23 protein-coding genes are annotated in these 22,464 nt (G+C 48.2%); 22 read left to right on the top strand and 1 reads right to left on the bottom strand.

The features are described 5' to 3' along the window. The first annotated feature begins 7 nt into the window (after positions 1-7). From radC to BR02_RS0100575, 21 genes are all read left to right on the top strand, one after another. Complete coding sequence (gene radC, locus BR02_RS0100475) at positions 8-691, top strand: RadC family protein (protein ID WP_031513153.1); 684 nt, start codon at positions 8-10, stop codon at positions 689-691. 26 nt (positions 692-717) lie between these two features. Then, positions 718-1,749, top strand: coding sequence for a rod shape-determining protein (locus tag BR02_RS0100480; protein ID WP_031513155.1), 1,032 nt, complete (start codon positions 718-720; stop codon positions 1,747-1,749). Positions 1,750-1,767: 18 nt separating this feature from the next. Next, positions 1,768-2,685 (top strand): rod shape-determining protein MreC, encoded by a 918-nt coding sequence (mreC, locus tag BR02_RS0100485; RefSeq protein WP_084170869.1) that lies wholly within the window; start codon positions 1,768-1,770, stop codon positions 2,683-2,685. Positions 2,686-2,783: 98 nt separating this feature from the next. Then, positions 2,784-3,293: a rod shape-determining protein MreD gene (gene mreD, locus BR02_RS0100490; RefSeq protein WP_238442364.1), complete on the top strand. Its 510-nt coding sequence runs from the start codon at positions 2,784-2,786 to the stop codon at positions 3,291-3,293. Between the two features lie 13 nt (positions 3,294-3,306). Next, the gene (mrdA, locus tag BR02_RS0100495) at positions 3,307-5,268 is read left to right on the top strand and encodes a penicillin-binding protein 2 (protein WP_031513162.1); all 1,962 of its coding nucleotides are present in this window, start codon (positions 3,307-3,309) and stop codon (positions 5,266-5,268) included. Positions 5,269-5,408: 140 nt separating this feature from the next. Beyond that, positions 5,409-5,828 (top strand): septum site-determining protein MinC, encoded by a 420-nt coding sequence (minC, locus tag BR02_RS0100500; RefSeq protein ID WP_031513164.1) that lies wholly within the window; start codon positions 5,409-5,411, stop codon positions 5,826-5,828. A gap of 54 nt (positions 5,829-5,882) precedes the next feature. Beyond that, positions 5,883-6,677: a septum site-determining protein MinD gene (gene minD, locus BR02_RS0100505; RefSeq protein WP_031513166.1), complete on the top strand. Its 795-nt coding sequence runs from the start codon at positions 5,883-5,885 to the stop codon at positions 6,675-6,677. Positions 6,678-6,689: 12 nt separating this feature from the next. Beyond that, positions 6,690-6,983, top strand: coding sequence for a cell division topological specificity factor MinE (minE, locus tag BR02_RS0100510; protein ID WP_031513168.1), 294 nt, complete (start codon positions 6,690-6,692; stop codon positions 6,981-6,983). Positions 6,984-7,147: 164 nt separating this feature from the next. Next, positions 7,148-8,329, top strand: a complete 1,182-nt coding sequence (gene rodA / locus BR02_RS0100515) for a rod shape-determining protein RodA (RefSeq protein WP_031513170.1) — start codon at positions 7,148-7,150, stop codon at positions 8,327-8,329. 214 nt (positions 8,330-8,543) lie between these two features. Next, complete coding sequence (locus BR02_RS0100520) at positions 8,544-9,380, top strand: murein hydrolase activator EnvC family protein (protein ID WP_051688038.1); 837 nt, start codon at positions 8,544-8,546, stop codon at positions 9,378-9,380. Beyond that, positions 9,377-10,267, top strand: a complete 891-nt coding sequence (locus BR02_RS0100525; RefSeq protein ID WP_031513173.1) for a M50 family metallopeptidase — start codon at positions 9,377-9,379, stop codon at positions 10,265-10,267. The genes BR02_RS0100520 and BR02_RS0100525 overlap by 4 nt, the downstream gene beginning before the upstream one ends. A gap of 83 nt (positions 10,268-10,350) precedes the next feature. After that, positions 10,351-12,216, top strand: coding sequence for a TIGR03960 family B12-binding radical SAM protein (locus BR02_RS0100530; protein ID WP_031513176.1), 1,866 nt, complete (start codon positions 10,351-10,353; stop codon positions 12,214-12,216). A gap of 4 nt (positions 12,217-12,220) precedes the next feature. Next, positions 12,221-12,889, top strand: coding sequence for a TIGR03936 family radical SAM-associated protein (locus BR02_RS0100535; protein ID WP_169738545.1), 669 nt, complete (start codon positions 12,221-12,223; stop codon positions 12,887-12,889). Positions 12,890-12,922: 33 nt separating this feature from the next. After that, complete coding sequence (locus BR02_RS0100540) at positions 12,923-14,599, top strand: Rne/Rng family ribonuclease (protein ID WP_031513180.1); 1,677 nt, start codon at positions 12,923-12,925, stop codon at positions 14,597-14,599. Positions 14,600-14,771: 172 nt separating this feature from the next. Beyond that, positions 14,772-15,083 (top strand): 50S ribosomal protein L21, encoded by a 312-nt coding sequence (gene rplU / locus BR02_RS0100545; RefSeq protein ID WP_031513182.1) that lies wholly within the window; start codon positions 14,772-14,774, stop codon positions 15,081-15,083. A gap of 52 nt (positions 15,084-15,135) precedes the next feature. Continuing rightward, positions 15,136-15,405 carry a 50S ribosomal protein L27 gene (gene rpmA / locus BR02_RS0100550; protein WP_031513184.1) on the top strand — a complete coding sequence of 90 codons (270 nt, stop codon included), beginning with the start codon at positions 15,136-15,138 and terminating at the stop codon, positions 15,403-15,405. Positions 15,406-15,467: 62 nt separating this feature from the next. Continuing rightward, complete coding sequence (locus BR02_RS0100555; RefSeq protein WP_169738546.1) at positions 15,468-16,049, top strand: Spo0B domain-containing protein; 582 nt, start codon at positions 15,468-15,470, stop codon at positions 16,047-16,049. 72 nt (positions 16,050-16,121) lie between these two features. Next, on the top strand, positions 16,122-17,393 hold the full coding sequence (gene obgE, locus BR02_RS0100560; protein ID WP_031513188.1) for a GTPase ObgE: 1,272 nt from the start codon (positions 16,122-16,124) through the stop codon (positions 17,391-17,393). 140 nt (positions 17,394-17,533) lie between these two features. Continuing rightward, positions 17,534-18,688: a YibE/F family protein gene (locus BR02_RS0100565; protein ID WP_114638749.1), complete on the top strand. Its 1,155-nt coding sequence runs from the start codon at positions 17,534-17,536 to the stop codon at positions 18,686-18,688. Positions 18,689-18,816: 128 nt separating this feature from the next. Then, entirely contained in the window at positions 18,817-19,962 is a 1,146-nt protein-coding gene (gene proB, locus BR02_RS0100570; RefSeq protein WP_031513191.1) for a glutamate 5-kinase, read from the top strand. Continuing rightward, on the top strand, positions 19,952-21,205 hold the full coding sequence (locus BR02_RS0100575; protein WP_031513193.1) for a glutamate-5-semialdehyde dehydrogenase: 1,254 nt from the start codon (positions 19,952-19,954) through the stop codon (positions 21,203-21,205). The genes proB and BR02_RS0100575 overlap by 11 nt, the downstream gene beginning before the upstream one ends. Before the next feature lie 69 nt (positions 21,206-21,274). On the opposite strand, the gene BR02_RS0100580 is transcribed toward BR02_RS0100575, so the two are convergent. Next, a complete protein-coding gene (locus tag BR02_RS0100580; protein ID WP_031513195.1) occupies positions 21,275-21,556 on the bottom strand; it encodes a hypothetical protein in 282 nt (93 codons plus the stop codon). Between the two features lie 203 nt (positions 21,557-21,759). Here BR02_RS0100580 and sfsA point away from each other — a divergent pair, with 203 nt between their 5' ends. Beyond that, positions 21,760-22,464, top strand: a complete 705-nt coding sequence (sfsA, locus tag BR02_RS0100585; RefSeq protein ID WP_031513197.1) for a DNA/RNA nuclease SfsA — start codon at positions 21,760-21,762, stop codon at positions 22,462-22,464.

The following is a 22,464-nucleotide window of genomic DNA, read 5'->3' on the forward strand; positions in this document are numbered from 1 at the left end:
TGTTATTATGCAATATCTAACACTGAAAGAACTGCCGGCTGAGCTGCGCCCCAGGGAGCGCCTGCTGGCCAACGGCGCTGCTTCTCTTTCTGACGCTGAATTGCTGGCCATTCTGCTGCGCACCGGCACTAAACAGCTATCGGCTGTGGATCTGGCCGAGATGTTATTGGTTAAGACCAGGGGTTTACCGGGCTTATTGGATGCTACGGTGGAGGAATTGTCCTGCGTAAAAGGAATTGGCCCGGTAAAGGCGGTGCAAGTAAAGGCGGCCTTAGAGCTAGGGCGCAGACTGACCTTATCACCCAGCGCTCAAAGGGCTACCGTAAACAGCCCCGACGATGCTGCGGCCTTGGTAATGGACGGTATGCGTTATTTGGATCGCGAACACTTTTGTGCTTTATTGTTAAATACTAAAAACCATGTACTGTCTAAAGAAACTATCAGTGTGGGCACCCTAAATTCTTCCATGGTGCATCCCAGGGAACTGTTTAAAATAGCCATTAAAAAAAGTGCTGCCGGGGTAATATTGGTACACAATCACCCCAGTGGAGACCCCACCCCCAGCAGTGATGATATTAGCATTACCAGACGGCTAATAGAAAGTGGCGAAATTTTAGGAATATCAGTCTTAGACCATCTGATAATTGGGGATAATAAATTTGTCAGTTTAAAAGCCAAAGGCTTAATATAAGATAATAAGACGGAAGGGGCCAGAAAATGCGCATCGGGCTATTTTCCAAAGATATGGGTATAGATTTAGGAACAGCTAACTCTTTGGTATATGTAAAGGGTAAGGGCATAGTGATGAGAGAACCGTCGGTGGTGGCCATTCAGAGAGAAAGCAACCAGATATTGGCTGTGGGTGAAGAGGCCAAACAGATGATTGGCCGTACCCCGGGAAATATTGTGGCCATCAGGCCCATGAAGGATGGGGTAATTGCCGATTTTGACACCACCCAAAGCATGATTAAATATTTTATTAACAAGGCATTGAGAAACCGCACCTTTTTAGTTAAACCCAGGGTGGTAATCAGCGTTCCTTCGGGGGTTACAGCGGTGGAGGAGAGGGCGGTGCGTGAGGCCGCAATGCAGGCCGGGGCCAGGGAGGCGTACTTAATAGAAGAGCCCATGGCCGCTGCCATAGGAGCCGGTCTGCCGGTGCATGAACCCACCGGCAACATGATTGTAGATATTGGCGGGGGCACCACGGAAGTGGCTGTCATATCCTTGGGCGGTATAGTTACCAGCCGCTCCATACGTGTGGGTGGAGACGAGATGGATGATGCCATTATCCAACATGTTAAACGCACCTATAATTTAATGATCGGTGAAAGAACGTCAGAGGAAATCAAGATCGAAGTTGGTACTGCCTATCCATTGAAAAGCCTGGAAACAATGGAGGTACGGGGGCGGGATATGGTTACCGGTCTGCCTAAAACAGTCACCATTACTTCGGAAGAGATATACAAGGCGCTGTCGGAACCGGTTGCCAGCATACTGGAAGCCATTAAGGTAACATTGGAAAAAACCCCGCCGGAATTGGCATCAGATATTATGGATCGGGGCATCATGATGGCCGGTGGCGGATCATTGCTGCGGGGGCTGGACAGACTGATCAGTGAGCAAACAGGGATGCCTGTAAACGAGGCTGAAGAACCCTTAATTGCTGTGGCTTATGGTGCAGGAAAGGTGCTGGAAAACATAGAAATACTGCGCCGCGTACTAATACAACCCAAAAAGCTGGCGTAGTAAAGGTGTGTGTGTTGAGTGACCCGCAATAGCTACCGAAAAATATTTTACTTAGTTATATTGGTTGTTGTGGTGCTGCTGGTGATGAGGGTTACCTCATTAAACAGGGGGCAGCTTACTCCCATTGAGGGAGCGGTAAAGGATGCCCTTTCCCCTCTGCAAACAGTAACAATGAGTATAAGCAGGGGCATTAAGGACGCCTTTTCCTTTGTGCTATCCCTGGGGAGCCAGGGGGCAGAAAATGAACGTTTACGGGAAGAGATAAGGGTTTTAGAGGGTAAATTACAGCGGCTGGAAGAGCTGCGGGTAGAAAACATAAGGCTTAAAGAAATGCTTAACTACCAGGAGTTTAATGTTGATAACTACCGCCTCATGACCGCCGGTATTATTGGCCGTGACCCCAGCAATTGGTTTAGCACCTTTACAGTGAATAAAGGGGCTGTTGATGGAATTGCCCGGGATATGGCGGTGCTCGTTCCCGAAGGATTGGTGGGACGGGTGGTGGCCGTTTCAGAAAGAACGGCAGAGGTCTTGTTGATTACTGACCCCCGCAGCGGCGTGGGTGCAGTGGTACAGCAAAACCGTATGCCCGGTGTGGTGGAAGGGGTTGCCAACAGTGCCGGTGTACTGAGGATGATTCACCTGCCAAAGGATGCACCGCTGGAGGAAGGGCAAATGGTGGTCAGTTCCGGTGTGGGGGGCATTTATCCGCCGGGTATAGGCATAGGTGAAATAATATCCGCAGAAAACGACCCGGGGGGCTTGTTTCAAATAGCATTGCTTAATCCGGCGGTGGATTTCCGCCTTTTGGAAGAAGTGTTCATAGTAATGGAAGTCTATAATCCTGAGATATATTTGCCTTTAGACGCCAATGATTTAAACGAGGCCCTTTACGGTGATGAAGATGAAGAAGATTTAGAGGAAGAACCGGAGTAAAAGGTTTTTGTTTGGTTTTTTTATGGTCGCCTTAGTTCCGTTAGGTATCCCAGGGCGACCATGAAAGGCCTAAAGGCTTTCCGGTTCACAGAAAGGTATTGAGAAAATTGCGCGGAGTACTGCTGTTTTTAATTGTTGGGGTGGCACTGATTTTACAGGCCACCGTCTTTGATTTTATCAGAATCTTAGGGGCAAAGCCCGACCTGATTATGTTAATAGTAATATTTTATGGTTTTATTCATGGCCCGCGGGAGGGGGCCTATTTAGGCTTTTTGGCAGGGCTGTTGATGGATTTTGCAACGGGCCATTATATTGGTTTAAATGCCCTGTCTAAAATGGCAGTGGGCTACCTGGCCGGTATGGGTGAAGAGAGGCTATACCAGGAAAATACTTTCATTGCAGTATTTGTCGCCATGGCGGGAACCTTGGTTGGACAAACAATTAATTTTTTGCTATTGTTGATGGTGGGAATAAAAATTTCTGTGGGTAGCGCGCTCTTGACGGTAATATTACCTGTGACCTTCTACAATGGGCTGCTTACCCCGTTTTTGTACGGTTTGTTTTACCGTTCCAATACCCGTGGTCTGTTAAAAACACCGGATTTATAGAAAGGGTAAAGCAATGGAGCGCAAGGTAATTAAACAAAAGACCAAGGTGTTTACCGCTATTGTGGTAGCAGTTTTTTTAATATTAGCAGGAAGGTTGGCCTACCTTCAATTTTTTCATGTGGACAAATACCAAACTTTGGCCCAACAAAATCATATGCGGCTAATTCACATCCCGGCACCCAGGGGGGAAATGCTGGCCCGGGACGGCCAAACAAAAATTGTCAGCAACCAGCCGGTCTATACCGTATCGCTGGTTTATTTGGGTTTAAAAAATATCGGTTTGGTGGTAGAGCGGCTGGCTGAAATACTGGACATGAGTCCGGATGAAATACATGAAAAATTAGAAGCTCAGAAACTGCGCCTATACCAGCCGGTGCGGATTGTTTCTAACGTGCCGTTAGAAACGGTATTAGAAATTGAACAGCATCGTCTGGAACTACCCGGTGTGGTAATTGATGTTGAACCGGTACGTTCGTACCCCCAGGGCAGCATTGCATCTCATTTGACGGGCTATGTTCAGGAGATTAACGAAGAACAACTGAAAGAAAACGAAGAAAAGGGCTACCGGCTGGGGGATATGTACGGCCAGACAGGGCTGGAATATATGTATGAGGAATATCTGCGGGGAACACCGGGTGCCCGACAGGTAGAGGTAGATGCCATGGCCCGTCCGGTACGTGATTTGGGCATATCACAGCCGGTACCCGGCAACAACCTGATACTTACCATTGACCATAAGGTGCAGCAGGCGGCGGAAAGGGCCTTAGAGGCTCAAATTGAAACTTTACAGCAGCAGTACCCCGACGCCCATGCCGGGGCGGTGGTGGTGCTGGATGTACATACCGGTGGGGTGATTGCCATGGCCAGCTATCCCACCTACGACCCCACTGTATTTGCCCAGCGACTTACCGAGGATATGCTGGCGGAGCTTTACGACCCGGTGGCCCAACGCTTTAATAACCGGGCATTAATTGCCTACCCACCCGGTTCTACCTACAAAATGGCGGTAATTGCTGCAGGCCTTGAGACCGGGGTTATTCAACCGGATACCAAGGTGTTTGATCCCGGTTATAAAATTGTGGACGGTGAGTCATATAGGTGCTGGCTGCATGGGGGCCATGGAAACGTGGACGCCATTAAGTCTTTAAAGGTTTCCTGCAACACCTACTATTATCACTTCGGGCTGGAGATGGGCCACCAAGCCATGGCGGAGTATGCTGCCCAACTTGGCTTGGGTACCGTGCTCGGAATTGATTTGCCGGGCGAACAGCGCGGGGTTTTACCTACCCCTGAAAATAAGTACCGCTTGTTTAAACAATATTTGACGGCAGAAAAACAGCAGCTTTTGGACGAGATAGAAGAGAGGTACGATGCATTGATGGCCGCTGCTGCCACTGAGGAGGAGCGGCGTCGTTTGAGAAGTCAACTGCGAAATGAGCGTTTGGGTATTCATTGGGAGCTGGAATGGCATAATTACGATACCGTTATTTCTTCCATCGGTCAGGGTATCAGCAAATATACGCCCCTACAGTTGGCTGCATTTACAGCCACCATAGCCAATGGGGGTACCTTGTACAAGCCGCACCTGGTAAAAGAAATCGTTGACCACAAAAGGCGCAGCGTAAAAAAATTTTCACCGGAGGTAATTAGAAGGGTAGATATATCCCCTGAAAATTTAGCCATAATCCGAGAGGGTATGGCTCAAGTGACGCAAGCGGGGGGAACGGCGCCGCTCTTTAACGATATACCGGTGCCGGTGGCGGCAAAAACCGGTACCGCCGAGGTACAGGGGCGAGATAACCACGGTTTAATGGTAGCCTATGCCCCGGCAGATAATCCTCAAATAGCAGTTGCTGCGGTAATTGAACATGCGGGCAGAGGCGGCGGCGGAGCCGGCCCGGTGGTACACGACGTCTTGGCTGCCTACTTTGGCGGTAAGCCCATGGAAGGACAATTGCTGTATACGCCGGATTAAGCAGTATATTGTCTAAATAATACAGATAAACAAAAATAACGGGCTAAAAAACCCCGTTATTTTTAATTTCCATTAGAAGGAATTGGTTTATAGTGTGTAGAAATGTATATTTAGTCAAGAAAACAGGAGGTCGTGGAAATTTGTACCGGGATAGTGATAGCCAAAATAAGGCTGGCTCCAAAGCCGCTGCAAAGGACTTAGATAATATTTTTGACGAAAACACCATCCTGGTGCAGCGCACGCTGCGTTCGGGTCAAAATATTTCTTATGACGGAAACATTGTAATTCTGGGGGATGTCAACCCTGGGGCTGAGGTTGTTGCAACCGGCGATGTTATCGTTATGGGTTCATTACGTGGTGTTGTTCACGCCGGGGCCACAGGGGATACCAAATCGGTGGTGGTGGCATTAAAACTCTTACCCACCCAATTGCGCATTGCAAACCATATCACCCGAGCTCCTGACGGTGAAACAAGCCCCGGCCTAGATGCCGAAATGGCCAGTTTGAAAGACGGTGTTGTTACCATTGAAGCCTTTCAGTCTGAAAGGCTTCATAAGTAGTAATCATAAATTTAGTGTAAATACCTGGCGGTATACGTAAGGAGGAACAGCAGTATGGGCGAAGTAATTGTGGTAACCTCCGGTAAGGGAGGGGTGGGCAAAACCACCACCACTGCCAATATCGGAACCGGCCTGGCAATCCAAGGCCACAAAGTAGTATTGGTGGATGCTGACATCGGTTTAAGAAATCTTGATGTAGTATTGGGCTTAGAAAACCGCATAGTTTACGATATTGTCGATGTGGCCCATGGTAATTGCCGTTTGCGTCAAGCAATAATCAAAGACAAACGTTTAGAGGGACTGCACCTGTTGCCGGCGGCCCAAACCAAAGATAAAACTGCCATAACAACGGATCAAATGCGTAAACTTTGCGAAGATTTAAAAAAGGAATTTGAATACGTAATTATTGATTGCCCGGCGGGCATTGAGCAGGGTTTTAAAAACGCCATAGTCGGTGCGGACAGATCAATAGTGGTAACCACACCGGAAGTATCGGCAGTGCGTGATGCTGACCGCATCATAGGCCTATTGGAGGCTGCCGAACTGCGGGATCCTAAACTGGTAATTAATCGCCTGCGCTCCCGTATGGTTAAAGCCGGCGATATGATGAGTATAGATGATATGATAGAAATATTGGCCATCGATCTTTTAGGGGTGGTACCCGAGGATGATCAGGTAGTAATTAGCACCAACAAGGGTGAGCCGGTGGTAAGGGACGAAAAATCTCTTTCGGGGCAGGCATATCGCAATATCACCAGGAGAATAAAGGGTGAAGATGTACCACTGATGAACCTGGAAGATAACGGCGGATTTTTCGGCGTACTGCGTCGCATGATTGGCCTAAAGTAAGGGGGGGTAAAGGTGTTAGACTTTTTAAGCCGTGTATTTGGTAGAGATACCGGTGCCAGTAAAAATGTTGCCAAAGAGAGATTGCGCTTGGTACTGGTACACGATCGGGCTAACGTTTCCCCTGAACTACTTAACTCCTTAAAGGTAGACTTAATTGGAGTTATTTCAAAGTACATGGAAATTGATGAAAAATCATTAGAAGTCAGTTTAGACAGCAGCGACAATCAGGTGGCGCTGGTGGCTAATATTCCGGTAAAAAGAATGAAACGTGTCGGTAATAGGCCAGGGGCAAGCAGAAGTAACTAGGGGCTCATAAATTGAGCCCCTCATTGTTTTTTGCCTACTGATATAGTAATATAAATGCCGAAGGCCGGTGAAAAAATAGCTTTAACACACTGCCCAAAGATAGGTTTTTACAGCGGTCCGGTTAAGTTGCCTATGCCACCGGGCATGCTGGTTAGGAGGAAAAAATGATATCTCGTAGGGTGCTACGAAGACTTGACTATATACTGCTCACCACTGTATTGCTGGTTATTGCATTGAGCCTAATCACCATAGCCAGCGCCACCCATGTCACCACCCCGGTGCACATGGGCGAAGAAGGTCGCTTTTTCTTAGGGGTAATTAACCTCAACGCCATGGGTTTTGTTATAAAACAACTGATTGCCCTGGTCTTGGGCCTGGTGCTGATGACCATTGTCATATCTATAAACTATGAGGATTGGGCCAAATATACCAGGATCTTGTATATTATTAACTTACTCATGCTTCTTTCAGTTATGTTTTTAGGTTTTACTGCCCTGGGGGCGCAGCGCTGGATTCCCATCGGGCCCTTTGCTTTTCAGCCCTCGGAATTTGCTAAAATAATAATCATCATTACCTTTGCCCACTTTTTATCCCAGCGGGAAGGCAAATTAAATACCATAACCGATTTAATACCGGCCTTTGCCTTTGTCGCCCTTCCCATGCTTTTGATTTTATTGCAGCCCGATTTAGGCACCTCTTTGATTTTTATTGCCATCATGTTTGGCATGTTATTTATGGCCGGGGCCAATGCCAAACTGTTGGCCGGACTTATCGGCGGTGGCGCTGCCGTAGGAATTGGCTGGCTGTATGCCTTTATGAAGTTCCCGGGAAAAGTGTGGTTACCACTGCAGGATTACCAGGTAAACAGGCTGACCATTTTTGTTGATCCCTTTCGGGACCCCTTGGGTCACGGTTATCATATCATTCAATCCCAAATAGCCATTGGTTCCGGCGGCATTTTTGGCAAAGGAATTTTTAACGGCAGCCAAAACCAGCTAAACTTTCTGCCTGAGCAGCATACCGACTTTATTTTTTCGGTGGTGGGTGAAGAGATGGGCTTCATAGGCACCACGCTGCTGCTGACCTTGTTTTTTATTATAGTTTACCGGGGCATATACATCGGCTCCAGGGCCAAGGACACCTTTGGCATGCTGCTGTGCTTTGGAGTGGTTTCAATGCTGGTCTTTCACGTGCTGGTAAATGTGGGCATGACCATTGGCATTATGCCTGTAACCGGTGTGCCGCTGCCGCTGTTCAGTTACGGAGGCAGTTCACTTTTGGCCAATTTGATAGCCATTGGCATACTGCAAAACGTCTACTGCCGAAGAAAGAAGTTAATATTTTAATTAAAACCGCGCCTTGCTCTTTACGGCGCGGTTTTTTATACCGTCCATGCCTTCAGTTGCATCTAATACTATTTTTTAAATTCAGCCATCTTGGGCAGTCATATTTGCCTTTATACCTCATATATTGTATTGACAAGCCTGTCCGGATTTATCCCTCAGCTCTGAATGAAATAAGTGAGCGGCGGAGCAATGCTTTTCCAAGGAGGTATAGAAGGTGAAACTGCCTAGATTTCCACGCTTAAGAAAGTTTAACATTCCTCGATTTAATTTTCCTTTTAAGAGAAAGTCAAACAATTATTTAGATAATTACCCCAACATTTATTCCGGCAGCAATTATTTGAAAAGATATAAGGATAACAGCTGGGATTCCTACTATTCAAAAAAACAAAGCAAAAGGCCCTTCAAAACCCTTTGCCGGGTGGCGGTGGCTTTGGCCATTTTTTTGGTGGTGCTTACCCTGCGGGAAACTAACCACCCCGTAGGCATTCAGGCCAGAGAAGGGCTAAAATATATGCTCACCACCGATTGGGATTACCGGCCGGCTTTAGATAAGGCGGTGCAGTTGGGTTTGCAGGCAGTGAATATCGATATACCCTTTTTTAATGATGTGCCCGGCACCAGCCCGGTACTTGCGCCCCCAAGCGATGCCGGCCAGTATGCCATACCGGTATCCGGCCGGGTGGTGCGCCAATATGGCTGGATAAAAGACAGTGATGGGTTAGAGGTATTTAACTCCGGCATTTTTATCAGCTGCCGGGAGGGAACTGAAGTTAGGGCTGCCCGGAGCGGGAAGGTGGCTCGCCTGGGGGAAGAAAAAGACCTGGGTAATTATGTGTTAATAGACCATGGCAACGGTGACTTTACCATGTATGCCGGACTGGGAGAAATCCATGTCACCGAAGGCCAAGAAATACAACAGGAAATGCCCATTGGTACAGTGGCAGGGGGCAAAGAGCCCGGGCTGCATTTTGAAATTAGGGAAAATCACAAACTGGTGGACCCGCTCATTAAGTTACAGGTGTTTAGCCCAGGGGGTGATATGGTGGCATGAGAGTTGGGCGGGTATACGGTATTGACTTACATATCAACGGCTGGTTTATCGTACAGCTGAGTTTATTCTTTATTGCCGGCATACTGGACAAGGGCTTAATCTTATTTGCGGTGGTGCTGATACACGAAATAGCCCATACAGTTGCAGCCATGCGTTTAGGTGTGCAGGTGGTGGCAATAGAACTGCTGCCCTTTGGCGGCGTTGCCCGATTGGGCAGTGAGTTAGCCTTAAACACCAAAAAGGAAATGCTGGTAGCAATGGCCGGACCCTTTGCTAATCTGGTCATGATAGGTGTGGCCCTGGGATTTCACAGCTACGGCTTGTGGGACGATGAATTGGGCCGCTTTTTTTTACAGTGCAATGTCATGCTCATGCTCTTTAACCTGTTGCCGGCCCTGCCATTGGACGGTGGCCGGGTACTGAGGGCTTATCTGGCCCAATGGATGGGGCTCAGGGAGGCCACCTACCTGTGTATTGGTATGGGCCAAGCCTGGGCGGTAATCATTACGTCATTGGCAACCCTGGGCTTACTGCTGGGCCTTACAGGCCTGGATTTAATAATTTTGGGCTTATTTATTTTCTACGCAGCCACCCGGGAGAAGGGCACTGCCCCCTACTTGTTTGTCAGACAGCTTACCCAGAAAAAAGAAGAAATGTCCCAATTGGGGGTAATGCCCTCAGAAACGATAGTGGTCCTGGAACAGGTGCCTTTAAGGGAAGTTATTAAACCCTTTGTGCCTCAAAAGTTTTTTTTGATAATTTTAATGAATAAAGAAATGCAGTATCAAGGGATAATCACAGAAACCCAGGTGGTGGATGCCCTATTAAAACACGGCATGGATTATCCTGTGGGTAAAATAATTAGTGACACCCCCCCTTGGGCATAATTGATTTATATAGAAAAATTATATAAAATATTCTAATGGTCAGTTTTGCCAATACTACAATAAAAAGGGGTTTTAAATATACTATGCAGCAACAATTAGAGAAAATCTTATTGCAGGTGCAAAAACCCGCCCGTTATACAGGCGGGGAATGGAACTCTGTCCAAAAGGATTGGGATAATACAGAGGTGCGCATGGCCTTTGCATTTCCTGATACCTACGAAGTGGGCATGTCCTATTTGGGACTACAAATAATTTATAACCTGGTGAACAGCCGGGAAGACGCATTGCTGGAGCGAACCTTTGCGCCGTGGCTGGATATGGAAGAACTAATGCGCAGCCATGGCTTGCCGCTTTTTACCCTTGAATCCCACCGGCCGGTGCGGGACTTTGACATTGTTGGCTTTACACTGCAGTATGAAATGACCTTTACAAACATATTAAACATGCTGGACCTGGCAGGCTTGCCGCTGCTAAGTGCCCAGCGGGATGAAACAATGCCGCTGATTATTGCCGGCGGCCCCTGTGCCTTTAACCCAGAGCCCATGGCAGATTTTATTGATGCCTTCACCATTGGGGAAGGCGAAGAGGTGCTGCACGAACTAATTGATGTCTACAAAAAGGCCCGGGCAGAGAAACTAAACCGCAGCCAGCTCCTGTTAAAGCTGGCCGCAGTGGAAGGTGTCTATGTACCGGCACTTTATACCGTGGACTATTACGAAGACGGTCAATTAAAATCTGTTACCCCTAAACACCCTGGGGTGCCGAAGCAGGTGCGAAAGCGCCTGTTAAAAGATGTGGACAATGCACCTTTTCCCAGCCGTCCCATTGTGCCTTCCATTGGAGTGGTGCATGATCGGGTTATGTTAGAGGTGCAGCGGGGGTGTACCCGCGGTTGCCGTTTTTGCCAGGCCGGTGTTTTATACCGACCTGTGCGGGAAAAAAGCCCGGAGACCTTGAAAAAACAAGCCGCTGACATGCTTAAAAGCACCGGCCACAATGAGATTTCCCTTACTTCACTGTCCACCGCTGACTACTCCCAAGTGCAGCCCTTGATTACAGCCCTGCTGGACACCCACAGTGAAAAAGGGGTTAATGTGTCACTGCCTTCGTTAAGGGTAGATGCCTTTTCCATTGATTTGGCCAAAGAGGTACAGCGGGTGCGCAAGTCCACCCTTACCTTTGCTCCGGAGGCGGGAACCCAGAGACTGCGGGATGTAATTAATAAAGGGGTAACAGAGGAAGACTTAATCAGTGCTGTCACTGCGGCCTTTGGGGCAGGTTGGCATTCCATAAAACTCTACTTTATGCTTGGTTTGCCCACCGAAACCTACCAAGATTTAGATGGCATTGCCAATTTAGCTAAGGCGGTGGTGGAGGCCGGTGTAAGCCAAGGGGTCAATAGAGGGAGGCTAAAAGTAACGGTCAGTGTGTCGTCTTTTGTGCCCAAGTCCCACACTGCCTTTCAGTGGGAACCCCAAAACACCTTGGAAGAATTAAAAAACAAACAGCTGTACTTAAAAGAAAAGTTAAAGGGCAAAAACATAGTGTATAATTATCATCATCCGGAAACCAGTTTTTTAGAAGCTGCCCTAGCTAAAGGTGATCGCAGACTGGGGGCGGTGCTCTTGCGGGCCCACCGGCTGGGCTGTAAGTTTGATGGTTGGAGTGAGTGCTTTAAGTATGACCTGTGGCTCAAGGCCTTTGAAGATCTGGGCTTAAATGCCGCTTGGTATGCCTATCGGCGCTACAACTATGATGATGTGCTGCCTTGGGATCACATAGATGCGGGTGTGAGCAAAAAATACCTGGCAAGGGAACACAAAAGGGCTGTGGCAGGAAAGGTGACTGTTGATTGTCGGGGCGGTAAATGTCCCGGCTGCGGTCTGTGCCCCAGTTTAGACATCAAACCGGTGATACTAAAGGGTGGTGATGGCCATGCCCCGTTATAGAATTATGTTTGCAAAGGCGGGTATTTCGCGCTACATTTCTCACCTTGATCTCACCAGGGTATTCGAGCGTGCCGCCCGCCGGGCAGAAATGCCCATGGCTTACTCACAGGGTTTTAACCCCCATCCCAAAATAAGCTTTGCGGTTCCCTTGGCTTTGGGGGTTATCGGAGAAAAGGAATTTGTAGATATGGAATTGACAGTTGAACTGCCACCGGAACATATTGCCGAGCAGTTAAACAAAAACCTGCCCATGGGAATTAAAGTGGTGGAAGTTCGGCAGGTCGGTGAAAAAGAAAAACCGCTGATGGCAAGGGTGAAGCAGGCCAGCTATCGCATGGAATGTCCCCTTGCCGAGGAAATTGATACCCCAGGGGTAGAGCGTGTTGTGGATGAAATATTAGGCCAAAGGGCCTTAAAGGTAGAACGAAAAGTAAAGGGTAAATTAAAAACCGCCGACATCCGGCCGGGAATAATTAATTTAAAAGGCTATGTACAAAAGGGTGAAATAGTAATAGAAACTGAATTGGCCACAGGCAGTGGCGGAAACGTGCGCCCCGAAGAGTTGCTGAAAGAGTTAAAAAAGGCAGGATTACCAATAGAATATGCCCTTTGCCGTATATACCGGACAGGGTTACATGGCAGCAGCGGTGATGCAAGGGAAGAGCTGTGGTAGTGTAAATGTGAGATTGCCTCAGGAGAGGATAGTATGTATAAAGAAATCTTTGTTAATGTTGTAGAGGAAGAAACCAAGGTGGCGGTGATGGAAGACCACCAATTGGTGGAAATATTCATTGAACGCTCCCAAAACCAGCGCTTGGTGGGTAACATTTATAAGGGCAGGGTGGAAAACGTGCTGCCCGGAATGCAGGCGGCCTTTGTGAACATTGGGTTAGAAAAAAATGCTTTTTTGTATGTGGAAGATGCCATACCTTCCCGGGGAGACGGCCATCAACATGGTGTGGTGAATGTAAATATAGGTGATGTACTAAAGCAGGGCCAAGATATCATTGTACAGATAATAAAGGAGCCCATTGGCACCAAAGGCCCCCGGGTTACCACCCATATTACCCTGCCGGGAAGATTTATGGTATTGATGCCTACGGTGGATTATGTTGGCATTTCCCGCCGTATTGAGCGGGAAGAAGAGCGAGAGCGTTTAAAGGAAATAGCCAACCAATTAAAGCCCGAGGGCATGGGTGTAATAGTGCGCACAGTGGCGGAAGGTATGGAAGAAGAAGAAATTCAGCAGGATATGCAGGTGCTGGTAAAACTGTGGCAAAAGGTAAAAAACAAAGCCAATAACGGGCCGGTACCCAACCTGGTACACCGGGACTTAGAGCTGGTGCACCGGGTGATAAGGGATGCCTTCAGCGAGGATGTTAACCGTATGGTGATTAACTCCCGCTATGAATATGAAAGAGTGCTGGAGTTATTAGATCTAATAGACCCAAAACTAAAGGTAAAAGTAAAATTAGAAGAAAAAGAAAACTTGTTTGAAGAAATGGGCATTGATTTAGAGCTGGAAAAGGCACTAAAACGGCGGGTGTGGTTAAAATGCGGTGCCTACCTAGTCATAGACCAGGCCGAGGCACTGACCGCCATTGATGTGAATACCGGAAAGTATGTGGGCAGCACCAACCTGGAAGACACTGTGCTAAAAACAAATTTAGATGCCGCTGTGGAGATTGCCAGGCAATTGAGGTTGCGCAACATAGGTGGCATCATCATCGTGGACTTTATTGATATGGAAGAGGAACAGCACCGCCGGCAGGTGCTCAGCCTTTTGGAAGAAAAAATTAAAGCCGATAAAACAAAAACAAATATTTTAGGCATAACACAGTTGGGTCTGGTAGAAATGACACGCAAAAAGGTGCGGCCCAGCTTAAGCGAAGTGTTGCAAAAGGCTTGTCCCTACTGTGAAGGCAGAGGCAAGGTGCTATCCGAAGAAACGGTGGGCATTCAGTTGATAAACCAGGTATGCCAACTGGCCAGGCGAACCGGAGCCGAAACCATATTGGTTGAGGCTAACCCCCTGGTGGCAGCAAGGCTTATTGGCAGTGGCGGTGTAGGACTAAAAGAGTTGGAAGCCCGCACCGGCAAAAACCTCTATGTGCGGGGTTCTGCAAGCCATCATATTGAGCAGGTAACGGTGAAGCCTCTCTATGACAGCGAAGAAATAATTTCCAATTCCAAACTGGTTACCCCCGGCGAAATATTAGAGGTAAAGGTAGAAGAAACCCACATTACCAATGTAAATGACGGTATAGCCCGAATAGACGGCTATATTTTAGACATAGAGGGTGCGGGTATGATGGTGGGCAAGACTGTAAAGGTGGAGATAGACAGGGTATACCGCACCTATGCAAAGGCGAGACTGGTTTAATTAATATTGCTTGCTATCTCAAGCTGTTCTTGACAATTGAATCCGTTGTGATAAAATGGTGAAATGTAAGTGCATGGGTCTTGCACATTACTAAACACCGCTCGGGTAAGGTTAAAAAGGTAATTACGCCTACCTAGGCCCGGCGAGTCCTGAAAACAGGGGAGGTGCAGTTATGTACGCAATTGTTGAAACAGGTGGTAAACAGTACCGGGTACAAGAAGGAGACACTTTATATGTAGAAAAGTTACCTTTAGAGGCAGGTCAAACCCTTGATATTGACCGTGTTTTAATGGTAGCAAAGGAAGGTCAAATAAAGGTTGGCTCCCCCATTGTTGACGGTGCAAAAGTTACTCTTGAAGTGGTTCGCCACGGTAAAGGCAAAAAAATTATTGTCTTTAAATACAAGCCCAAGAAAAACTACCGCCGCAAGCAGGGCCACCGTCAGCCCTTTACCCAAGTGGTGGTAAAGAGTATCCAAGCATAACACTTCATGATTTGATAAAACCTCGGTTAATAACAAAGGAGGTGGGGGTTTAATGGCTCAGAAGAAAGGTGTAGGAAGTTCACGGAACGGCCGGGACTCAGAAGCCAAACGGCTGGGTGTCAAGCGGGGCGACGGTCAGTTTGTTACCGCCGGCAGCATCCTAGTGCGTCAGCGTGGCACCAGAATCCACCCAGGAATTAACGTGGGCAGAGGCGGAGATGATACACTGTTTGCAATGAAAGACGGTGTTGTTAAATTTGAACGTAAAGGTAGAGATAAAAAGCAAGTTAGTATTATAGAGAGCACTGAAGTTGTAAGCTAACGCTTGTGAAGGCGAATGTCTTAAAAATCCGGCCAAATGGCCGGATTTTTTTAAACATAAAAATGCTGGTAGAAATTAACACCGGAAGGGTGGGGCAAATGAAATCAAAGGAACTTTTAAAAATAATACAGGTGCAAAGGCACGACTTTTTAAATCATTTGCAGGTGATTTCCGGTCTGGTACAGCTCAATAAAAGCGACAAGGTACTGGAGTATATTAAAAAGGTCAGCGGCGAAATGGGAGAACTGGCTGCAATAACCAGGCTAAAAATTCCGGAACTGAAGGCAGTGCTGCTGATAGCCATAAATAACTGCCGTAAAATTCAGGCGGAGTTTGTGTATCAAATTAATCCGGATCTGGCCCAATGCACAACTGCCGGCTCAGTTTTAGCCCAAGGGGTAGATGAATGTATTAATTTAGCATTGGAAAAATTGTCAAGCCCTGGGGTTGAGGACCGCCGAATCTTGTTTACCCTTGATGAAGATGATGCCCAGTACCGCTTTAAATTTGGCTTACCCGGTTTAAGCAGTGGGGAGGTGGAGGGTTTGGCAGGAGAATTAAAATACTGCCGCGCCCAATCCTTTGAAATTGATCTTGCCATGACGGCAGGACAAGGGGAAATTCAACTTACAGTGGCCAAATAGGTTAGAAAAACAGGGGTAAGACAATACTATACCAAGCAGTATCATTACTCAGTGAAAATTTAGGTGATGTTAATGTTTTATGATAAGGCGAAAATTTATGTAAAGGGCGGCGATGGCGGCAACGGCTGTGTGGCCATGCGTCGGGAAAAATACGTTCCGGAGGGCGGCCCCTGGGGCGGCGACGGCGGCCGGGGCGGGGAAATAATTCTAGAGGCTGACGAAGGACTAAACACCTTGGTGGACTTTAGGTACAAACGCCACTACAAGGCAAAGCGTGGCCAGCACGGCATGGGTAAAGGCATGCACGGTCACGCCGGCCAAGACCTGGTGCTGCGCATCCCTGTGGGAACAATTATACGCGATGCTGAAACCGGCCACTTTATCGCCGACGTAACCGAACACGGCCAGCGGGTGGTGGTTGCCAAGGGTGGCCGGGGCGGCAGGGGAAACATGCGCTTTGCCAGCGCCAAAAACAAGGCCCCCACCATTGCAGAAAAGGGTGAACCCGGTCAGGAACGGTGGATAAGCTTGGAATTAAAACTCATTGCCGATGTTGGCCTGGTGGGTTTTCCTAATGTCGGCAAATCAACCATTATAGCCGGCGTTTCAGCTGCAAAGCCCAAAATAGCCGACTACCCCTTTACCACCCTGGTGCCTAACCTGGGTGTGGTGCGGTTGGGGGACGGAGACAGTTTTGTAATGGCCGATATACCGGGTTTAATAGAGGGTGCCCATGCAGGGGTGGGCCTTGGTCACGAATTTTTACGCCATGTGGAGCGCACCCGTGTGCTGGTGCATGTTATTGATGCTGCCGGCACCGAGGACAGGGACCCGGTGGAAGATTTTTATGTCATTAACCGGGAATTGGAAAAATATGATGCTCAATTGGCCCAGCGGCCAATGGTGGTCGCCGCCAACAAAATTGACATTCCTGAGGCGGAGCAACATATTGCACGCCTGCAGCAGGAACTGGGCCATAAATATGAGATATTCCCGGTGTCGGCTGCCACCGGCCAAGGGCTAGATAAGCTGGTTTTAAGGCTTGGCCAAATATTAAAGAAAATACCCAAAGAGATGGAGCCTATTATACCGGCGGAAGAAATGCGGGTAACATATAAACCCGGGCCGCGGTTTACTGTGGAAAAAGAGCAGGGGGTCTTTGTTGTCAGCGGCGAAGAAATTGAACGCCACCTGGCCATGACCGATTTAAACAACGACCAAGCGGTGGAGCGTTTGGGCAGAATTATGGATAAAATGGGCATCTACAGGGCACTGCAGGAGGCCGGAGCTGCCGACGGGGATACCGTGCGTATTAAAGACTTTGAGTTTGAATATGTAGACTAGATATTTCTTTGATAATGCTAAAAAGGCGCCGGTGCATACCGCTCCGGCGCCTTTTTCACCCCATGACCTTTAGGCTTTCCTCCTTGCCATGTATAAGCTATAATAAGTTAGTTGACTAAAATTACTTGGGGTGATTTGCTTTGAGAATCAAAACCATGGTTTTATTTTTGTTAATTTTGTTTTGTATGCCCATGCCGGCAACGGCACAGCCGGACCTTGAATATCAAGGGGATGCGGTGGTAAACAGTACTAAGCTGCGCGCCAAGGTGCTCAAAGTGGAAGAGGCGGTTCACTCTGGGGATCTGGGAAATTTTTTCGGTGGGGAAGAGATTCAGCAACTGGTGACAATTGAGATCTTAAGCGGTGAATTTAAGGGCCAGGTGATGGAGGTTACCCACATTGTAATGAATGACCCCAAATACGATATTGTGGTAAATGCCGGGGATAAGGTGATTGTCTATGCTGAATTGGAAGGGGATGGCATTAAGCTTGCTTACATAAGCGATTACGCAAGGGACGGTGTATTGAAGTATCTGCTCTTGGCTTTTATCGGCCTGTTAATTATATTTGGCGGCATAAGGGGTGTGACCTCGGTATTGGCCTTGGGAATTACCGGTGTGGCCATTATCTTTGTGTTATTACCGGCAATTTTAAAGGGTTATAATCCCATTTTAATGACTGTGTTAGTTTGTGCGGCAGTTACTGCCATTACAATAACCTTTATCGGCGGTTTTTCGGTGAAGACCCTGTCGGCCATCATTGGCACCACCGGGGGTGTCATTGTTGCCGGTCTGTTGGCCATGCTGGTGGGTAACGCTGCCCAACTGACCGGCTTCAGTGATGAGGAGATGTATATGTTGCGGTTTATACCGCAGGCAGTAGAATTGGATTATCGGGGACTGCTTTTTTCAGGTATGATTCTCGGTGCCCTGGGGGCTGTGATGGATGTGGGCATGTCCATCGCGTCTGCACTGGATGAAATTAAAAAGGCCAACCCCGCCATAAAATTTAAGGAGCTGCTGGGTTCAGGCATTAATGTGGGGCGGGATATTATGGGTACCATGTCAAATACGCTAATATTAGCTTACACCGGAGGGGCGCTGCCCCTACTCCTACTGTTCATGGCCCACGATATACCTGGTATTAAAATAATAAACTCAGACCTTATTGCCACCGAAGTGGTACGGGCACTGACAGGAAGCATTGGCTTGATATTCTCCATCCCCATTACCGCCCTGGCGGCAGGACTCCTGTTTTGCAGGGACCCAAGGGATGCTGACAAGAAAATAAATTAACAACAGGGATTATTAATTCTCGGGGCAGGTATGGTCACCTACCCCTTTTTGTCTAAATAAGGGTTTGAAATTATGTTGTATAAATATACATAAAAATATATAATTACATTCAACATAGGGGTGGTTGTATGGCTTTGCGTGATTTTAGCAAGGTAAAAAGAATAGTGATAAAGATAGGTTCAAGTTCCCTTACCCACCAAACCGGCAAAATAAATTTGCTGCAGATGGAATTGCTGGTCCGTCAAATGGCAGACTTACATAATGCCGGTCTGGAAGTAATATTGGTTAGTTCCGGTGCTGTGGGGGCCGGTATTGGCAAATTGGGGCTCAAAGGACGCCCCCGCACATTGCCGGAAAAACAAGCGGCGGCGGCGGTGGGCCAGGGTATATTGGTGCATATGTATGAAAAGTTTTTTTTAGAGTACGGCATCACGGTGGCCCAGGTGCTTTTAACCCGGGGGGATTTTGCCGACCGGCGCAGGTATTTAAATGCCCGCAATGCCCTGGAACACCTCTTGCATATAGGGGTTATTCCGGTGATAAATGAAAATGACACCGTTTCGGTGGATGAATTAAAGCTGGGTGACAATGACAGCCTTTCGGCGCTGGTGGCTTCAATGCTGGATGCAGAACTGCTGGTGGTGTTGTCAGACATTGAAGGTCTTTACGACAGTGACCCCAGGAGCAATCCCCAAGCAAGGCTGCTCAATGAGGTAAAGGGCGTTACGGGCGAACTGGAATTGATGGCCGGCGGTGCCGGCAGTGCCCTGGGCACCGGAGGAATGGCCACCAAACTGCAGGCGGCTAAAATTGCCGGCGAGGCCGGTGTGCCCATGGTAATTGCCAAGTCAACAGAGCCAAACCTAATTCGCCGCCTGCTTCAGGGCGAGCAGTTGGGTACGGTATTTTGGCCCCGGGAGGCTAAGCTGGAATACAAAAAAAGATGGATAGCCTTTGCAAATCCTGTATGCGGAAAAATAATAATTGACCGGGGTGCCAAGGCTGCGCTGTTAAATCAAGGTAAATCATTGTTGCCGTCGGGAATAGTCAATGCAGAGGGCAGCTTTGAGATGGGCAATACTGTCAGCATTGTGGACAGCGGAGGAATGGAAATTGCCCGGGGCATGGTGAATTATTCATTCCGGGAAGTGCAAAAAATAAAGGGGTTGCAAACCGGAGAAATTGAAAAGGTGTTAGGCCATAAAGATTATGATGAAGTGGTGCATCGCAACAATATGGTGTTGCTGGGGGGAGTGGAAATAAATGATGAATAATACCTTACTGGCTAAGGCCGAGGCTGCCAGGGAGGCGGCCCGCACACTGGGTCATTTGTCCACCGAGGTAAAAAATAAGGCCCTGTTAAATATGGCCAGGGAGCTGGAGGAGCATGCTGCGGAAATACTGCAGGCCAACAGCCGGGATATGGCGGCAGCCCAAAGCAAGGGCATGGCTGCGGCCCTCCTTGACCGCTTACGCCTCACCGAGGCCGGCATAGCTGATATGGCCGCCGGTTTGAGGGAGGTGGCCGCACTGCCTGACCCGGTGGGGGAGGTGCTGTCCATGTGGCGCCGGCCCAACGGCTTGGAAGTTGGCCAGGTGCGTGTGCCCATGGGGGTGGTGGGCATAATTTATGAAGCCAGGCCCAATGTTACCGTGGACGCCGCCGGGCTGTGTATAAAGGCCGGCAATGCGGTGCTTTTAAGGGGTGGTTCTGAGGCTGTTAATTCAAATGTGGCCATAGGGTCAGTAATTGCCGCAGCCGCTGAAAAAAGCGGTTTGCCCCCTGGCTCGATAGCCATGGTGGAGGATACCGGCCGACAGACTGTTAAGGATATGATGAAGTTAAACGGTTACATTGATGTCTTAATCCCCCGCGGCGGGGCGGGTTTAATTAAATCGGTGATGGAAAATGCCACTGTGCCGGTAATAGAGACCGGTGTGGGAAACTGCCATGTGTATATAGACAAGGACGCCGACTTGGAGAAAGCCCGGGCCGTTGCGGTTAATGCCAAGTGCCATCGTCCGGGGGTGTGCAATGCCGCTGAAACATTGCTGGTCCACAAAGAGCTTGCGGCTGAATTCCTGCCCCATGTATTGGGCGAACTTCGGGCCCGGGGGGTGGAGGTGCGGGGTTGCCCTGCCACCAAGAGTATTGTCAACTGGGTAAAGGAGGCCGGTGAAGAAGACTACCTCACAGAGTATTTAGACTTAATTGTTGCCGTAAAGGTGGTAGAAGATTTTGCAGAGGCAGCCGAACACATCTACCGTTTTGGCACCAAGCACTCTGAATGCATAGTAACCGAAAACTACAGTACCGCCCGTCGCTTTGTGCAAGAAATTGATGCCGCCGCCGTTTATGTCAATGCCTCCACTCGGTTTACCGACGGGCACCAATTTGGCTTTGGTGCGGAAATTGGCATCTCTACCCAAAAGCTCCATGCCCGGGGGCCCATGGGCTTAAAGGAGCTGACCACCATAAAATACGTCGTTTATGGTGATGGCCACATTAGAGAATAAAAATACAGATAAAAAAGGGGTGGGCAGTTAAAGAGCCACCCCTTTTTGTTTACTCTAACTATGTAGAGATTAGGATAATTTTTTACCGTTTTGAAATTTTTCTTCTTTGGTGTAAACCAAATGAAAATCAATGTGGTTTTCTAAAACAGAAATCATTTCTTGCTCGTGTTTGTGGGTATAATAAAAACCCCGGTTAATGGCTTGATCCTTAAAAGCGATAACATAATAATCGCCGGTTTTCCAATAACGGCAAGGCATATTTAGTTTTTGGGATAAACCCAGGGCCACCGGTAAGGCCTTTTCAAAGTTTTCATGGTCCACCGCAAAGGTAGGGTATAAATGACTGCGCAAAAAAATAAACTCCTTTCCCTATATATTTTTCACAAGTCTTATTTCAACGCTATGCCTTGATGCCCTCTATGTAATTGCTGGCAGCATTGGGCAATGAGAGCAATATTGTTTAAGTTTATTTAAAAGTGGCCGCATATTTGGTAAAATAGCCCTTGGTGGGAATTAATAAGATTTTTGCTCGCAGAGCCCTTGGAAGGATATTCATGACACAAATAAAGGTTGCTGACAAATTAATTGAAGCTGTTTTTAACGAACGATTAAACCGCTTTGTGGCTATCGTGACAATAGGCGGCCGTTCTTATCGGGCCCATGTGCCCAGCTCCGGCCGTATGGGTGAACTCTTGGTGCCCGGGGTGCCGGTCTTGGTTACCCCCGGCAAGCCCGGGGGACGTACCGACTTCAAACTGCTGATGGTGAGGTATCAATCCCATTGGGTGTCCATAGACTCGCTGCTGCCTAACCGCTTGGTGAAGGAAGCCCTGCTTGAACAACAACTGCCTGCCCTACAGGGTTATAGGTCCATTAGCCCTGAACAAAAATTTGGCGGCAGCCGTTTTGACTTTTTCTTGCAGCAGGGACACCAAAGGGACTGCTACATAGAAGTAAAATCAGTAACCCTGGTGGAGGAGGGCATGGCCAAATTTCCCGATGCCCCCTCTGAACGGGGCACTAAACATCTGTTGGACCTTGTCCGGGCGGTACAGCAAGGGTACCGGGGGGTGGTATTGTTTGTGGTACAGCGGACAGACGCAAGCTCTTTTGCCCCCAATACCCCCCGGGACAGAAAGTTTTCCGATGCCCTTGCCTATGGAATAAGGTGCGGTGTAGAGGTTTATGCCTGGCGGTGTGCCCTTAAACCGCCCTACGTTGCACTGACAGATCAAATACCGTTAAAGGTGGTTAAATAA

Source organism: Desulfofalx alkaliphila DSM 12257 (genome assembly GCF_000711975.1).
In the GTDB taxonomy this organism is placed as follows: domain Bacteria; phylum Bacillota; class Desulfotomaculia; order Desulfotomaculales; family Desulfohalotomaculaceae; genus Desulfofalx; species Desulfofalx alkaliphila.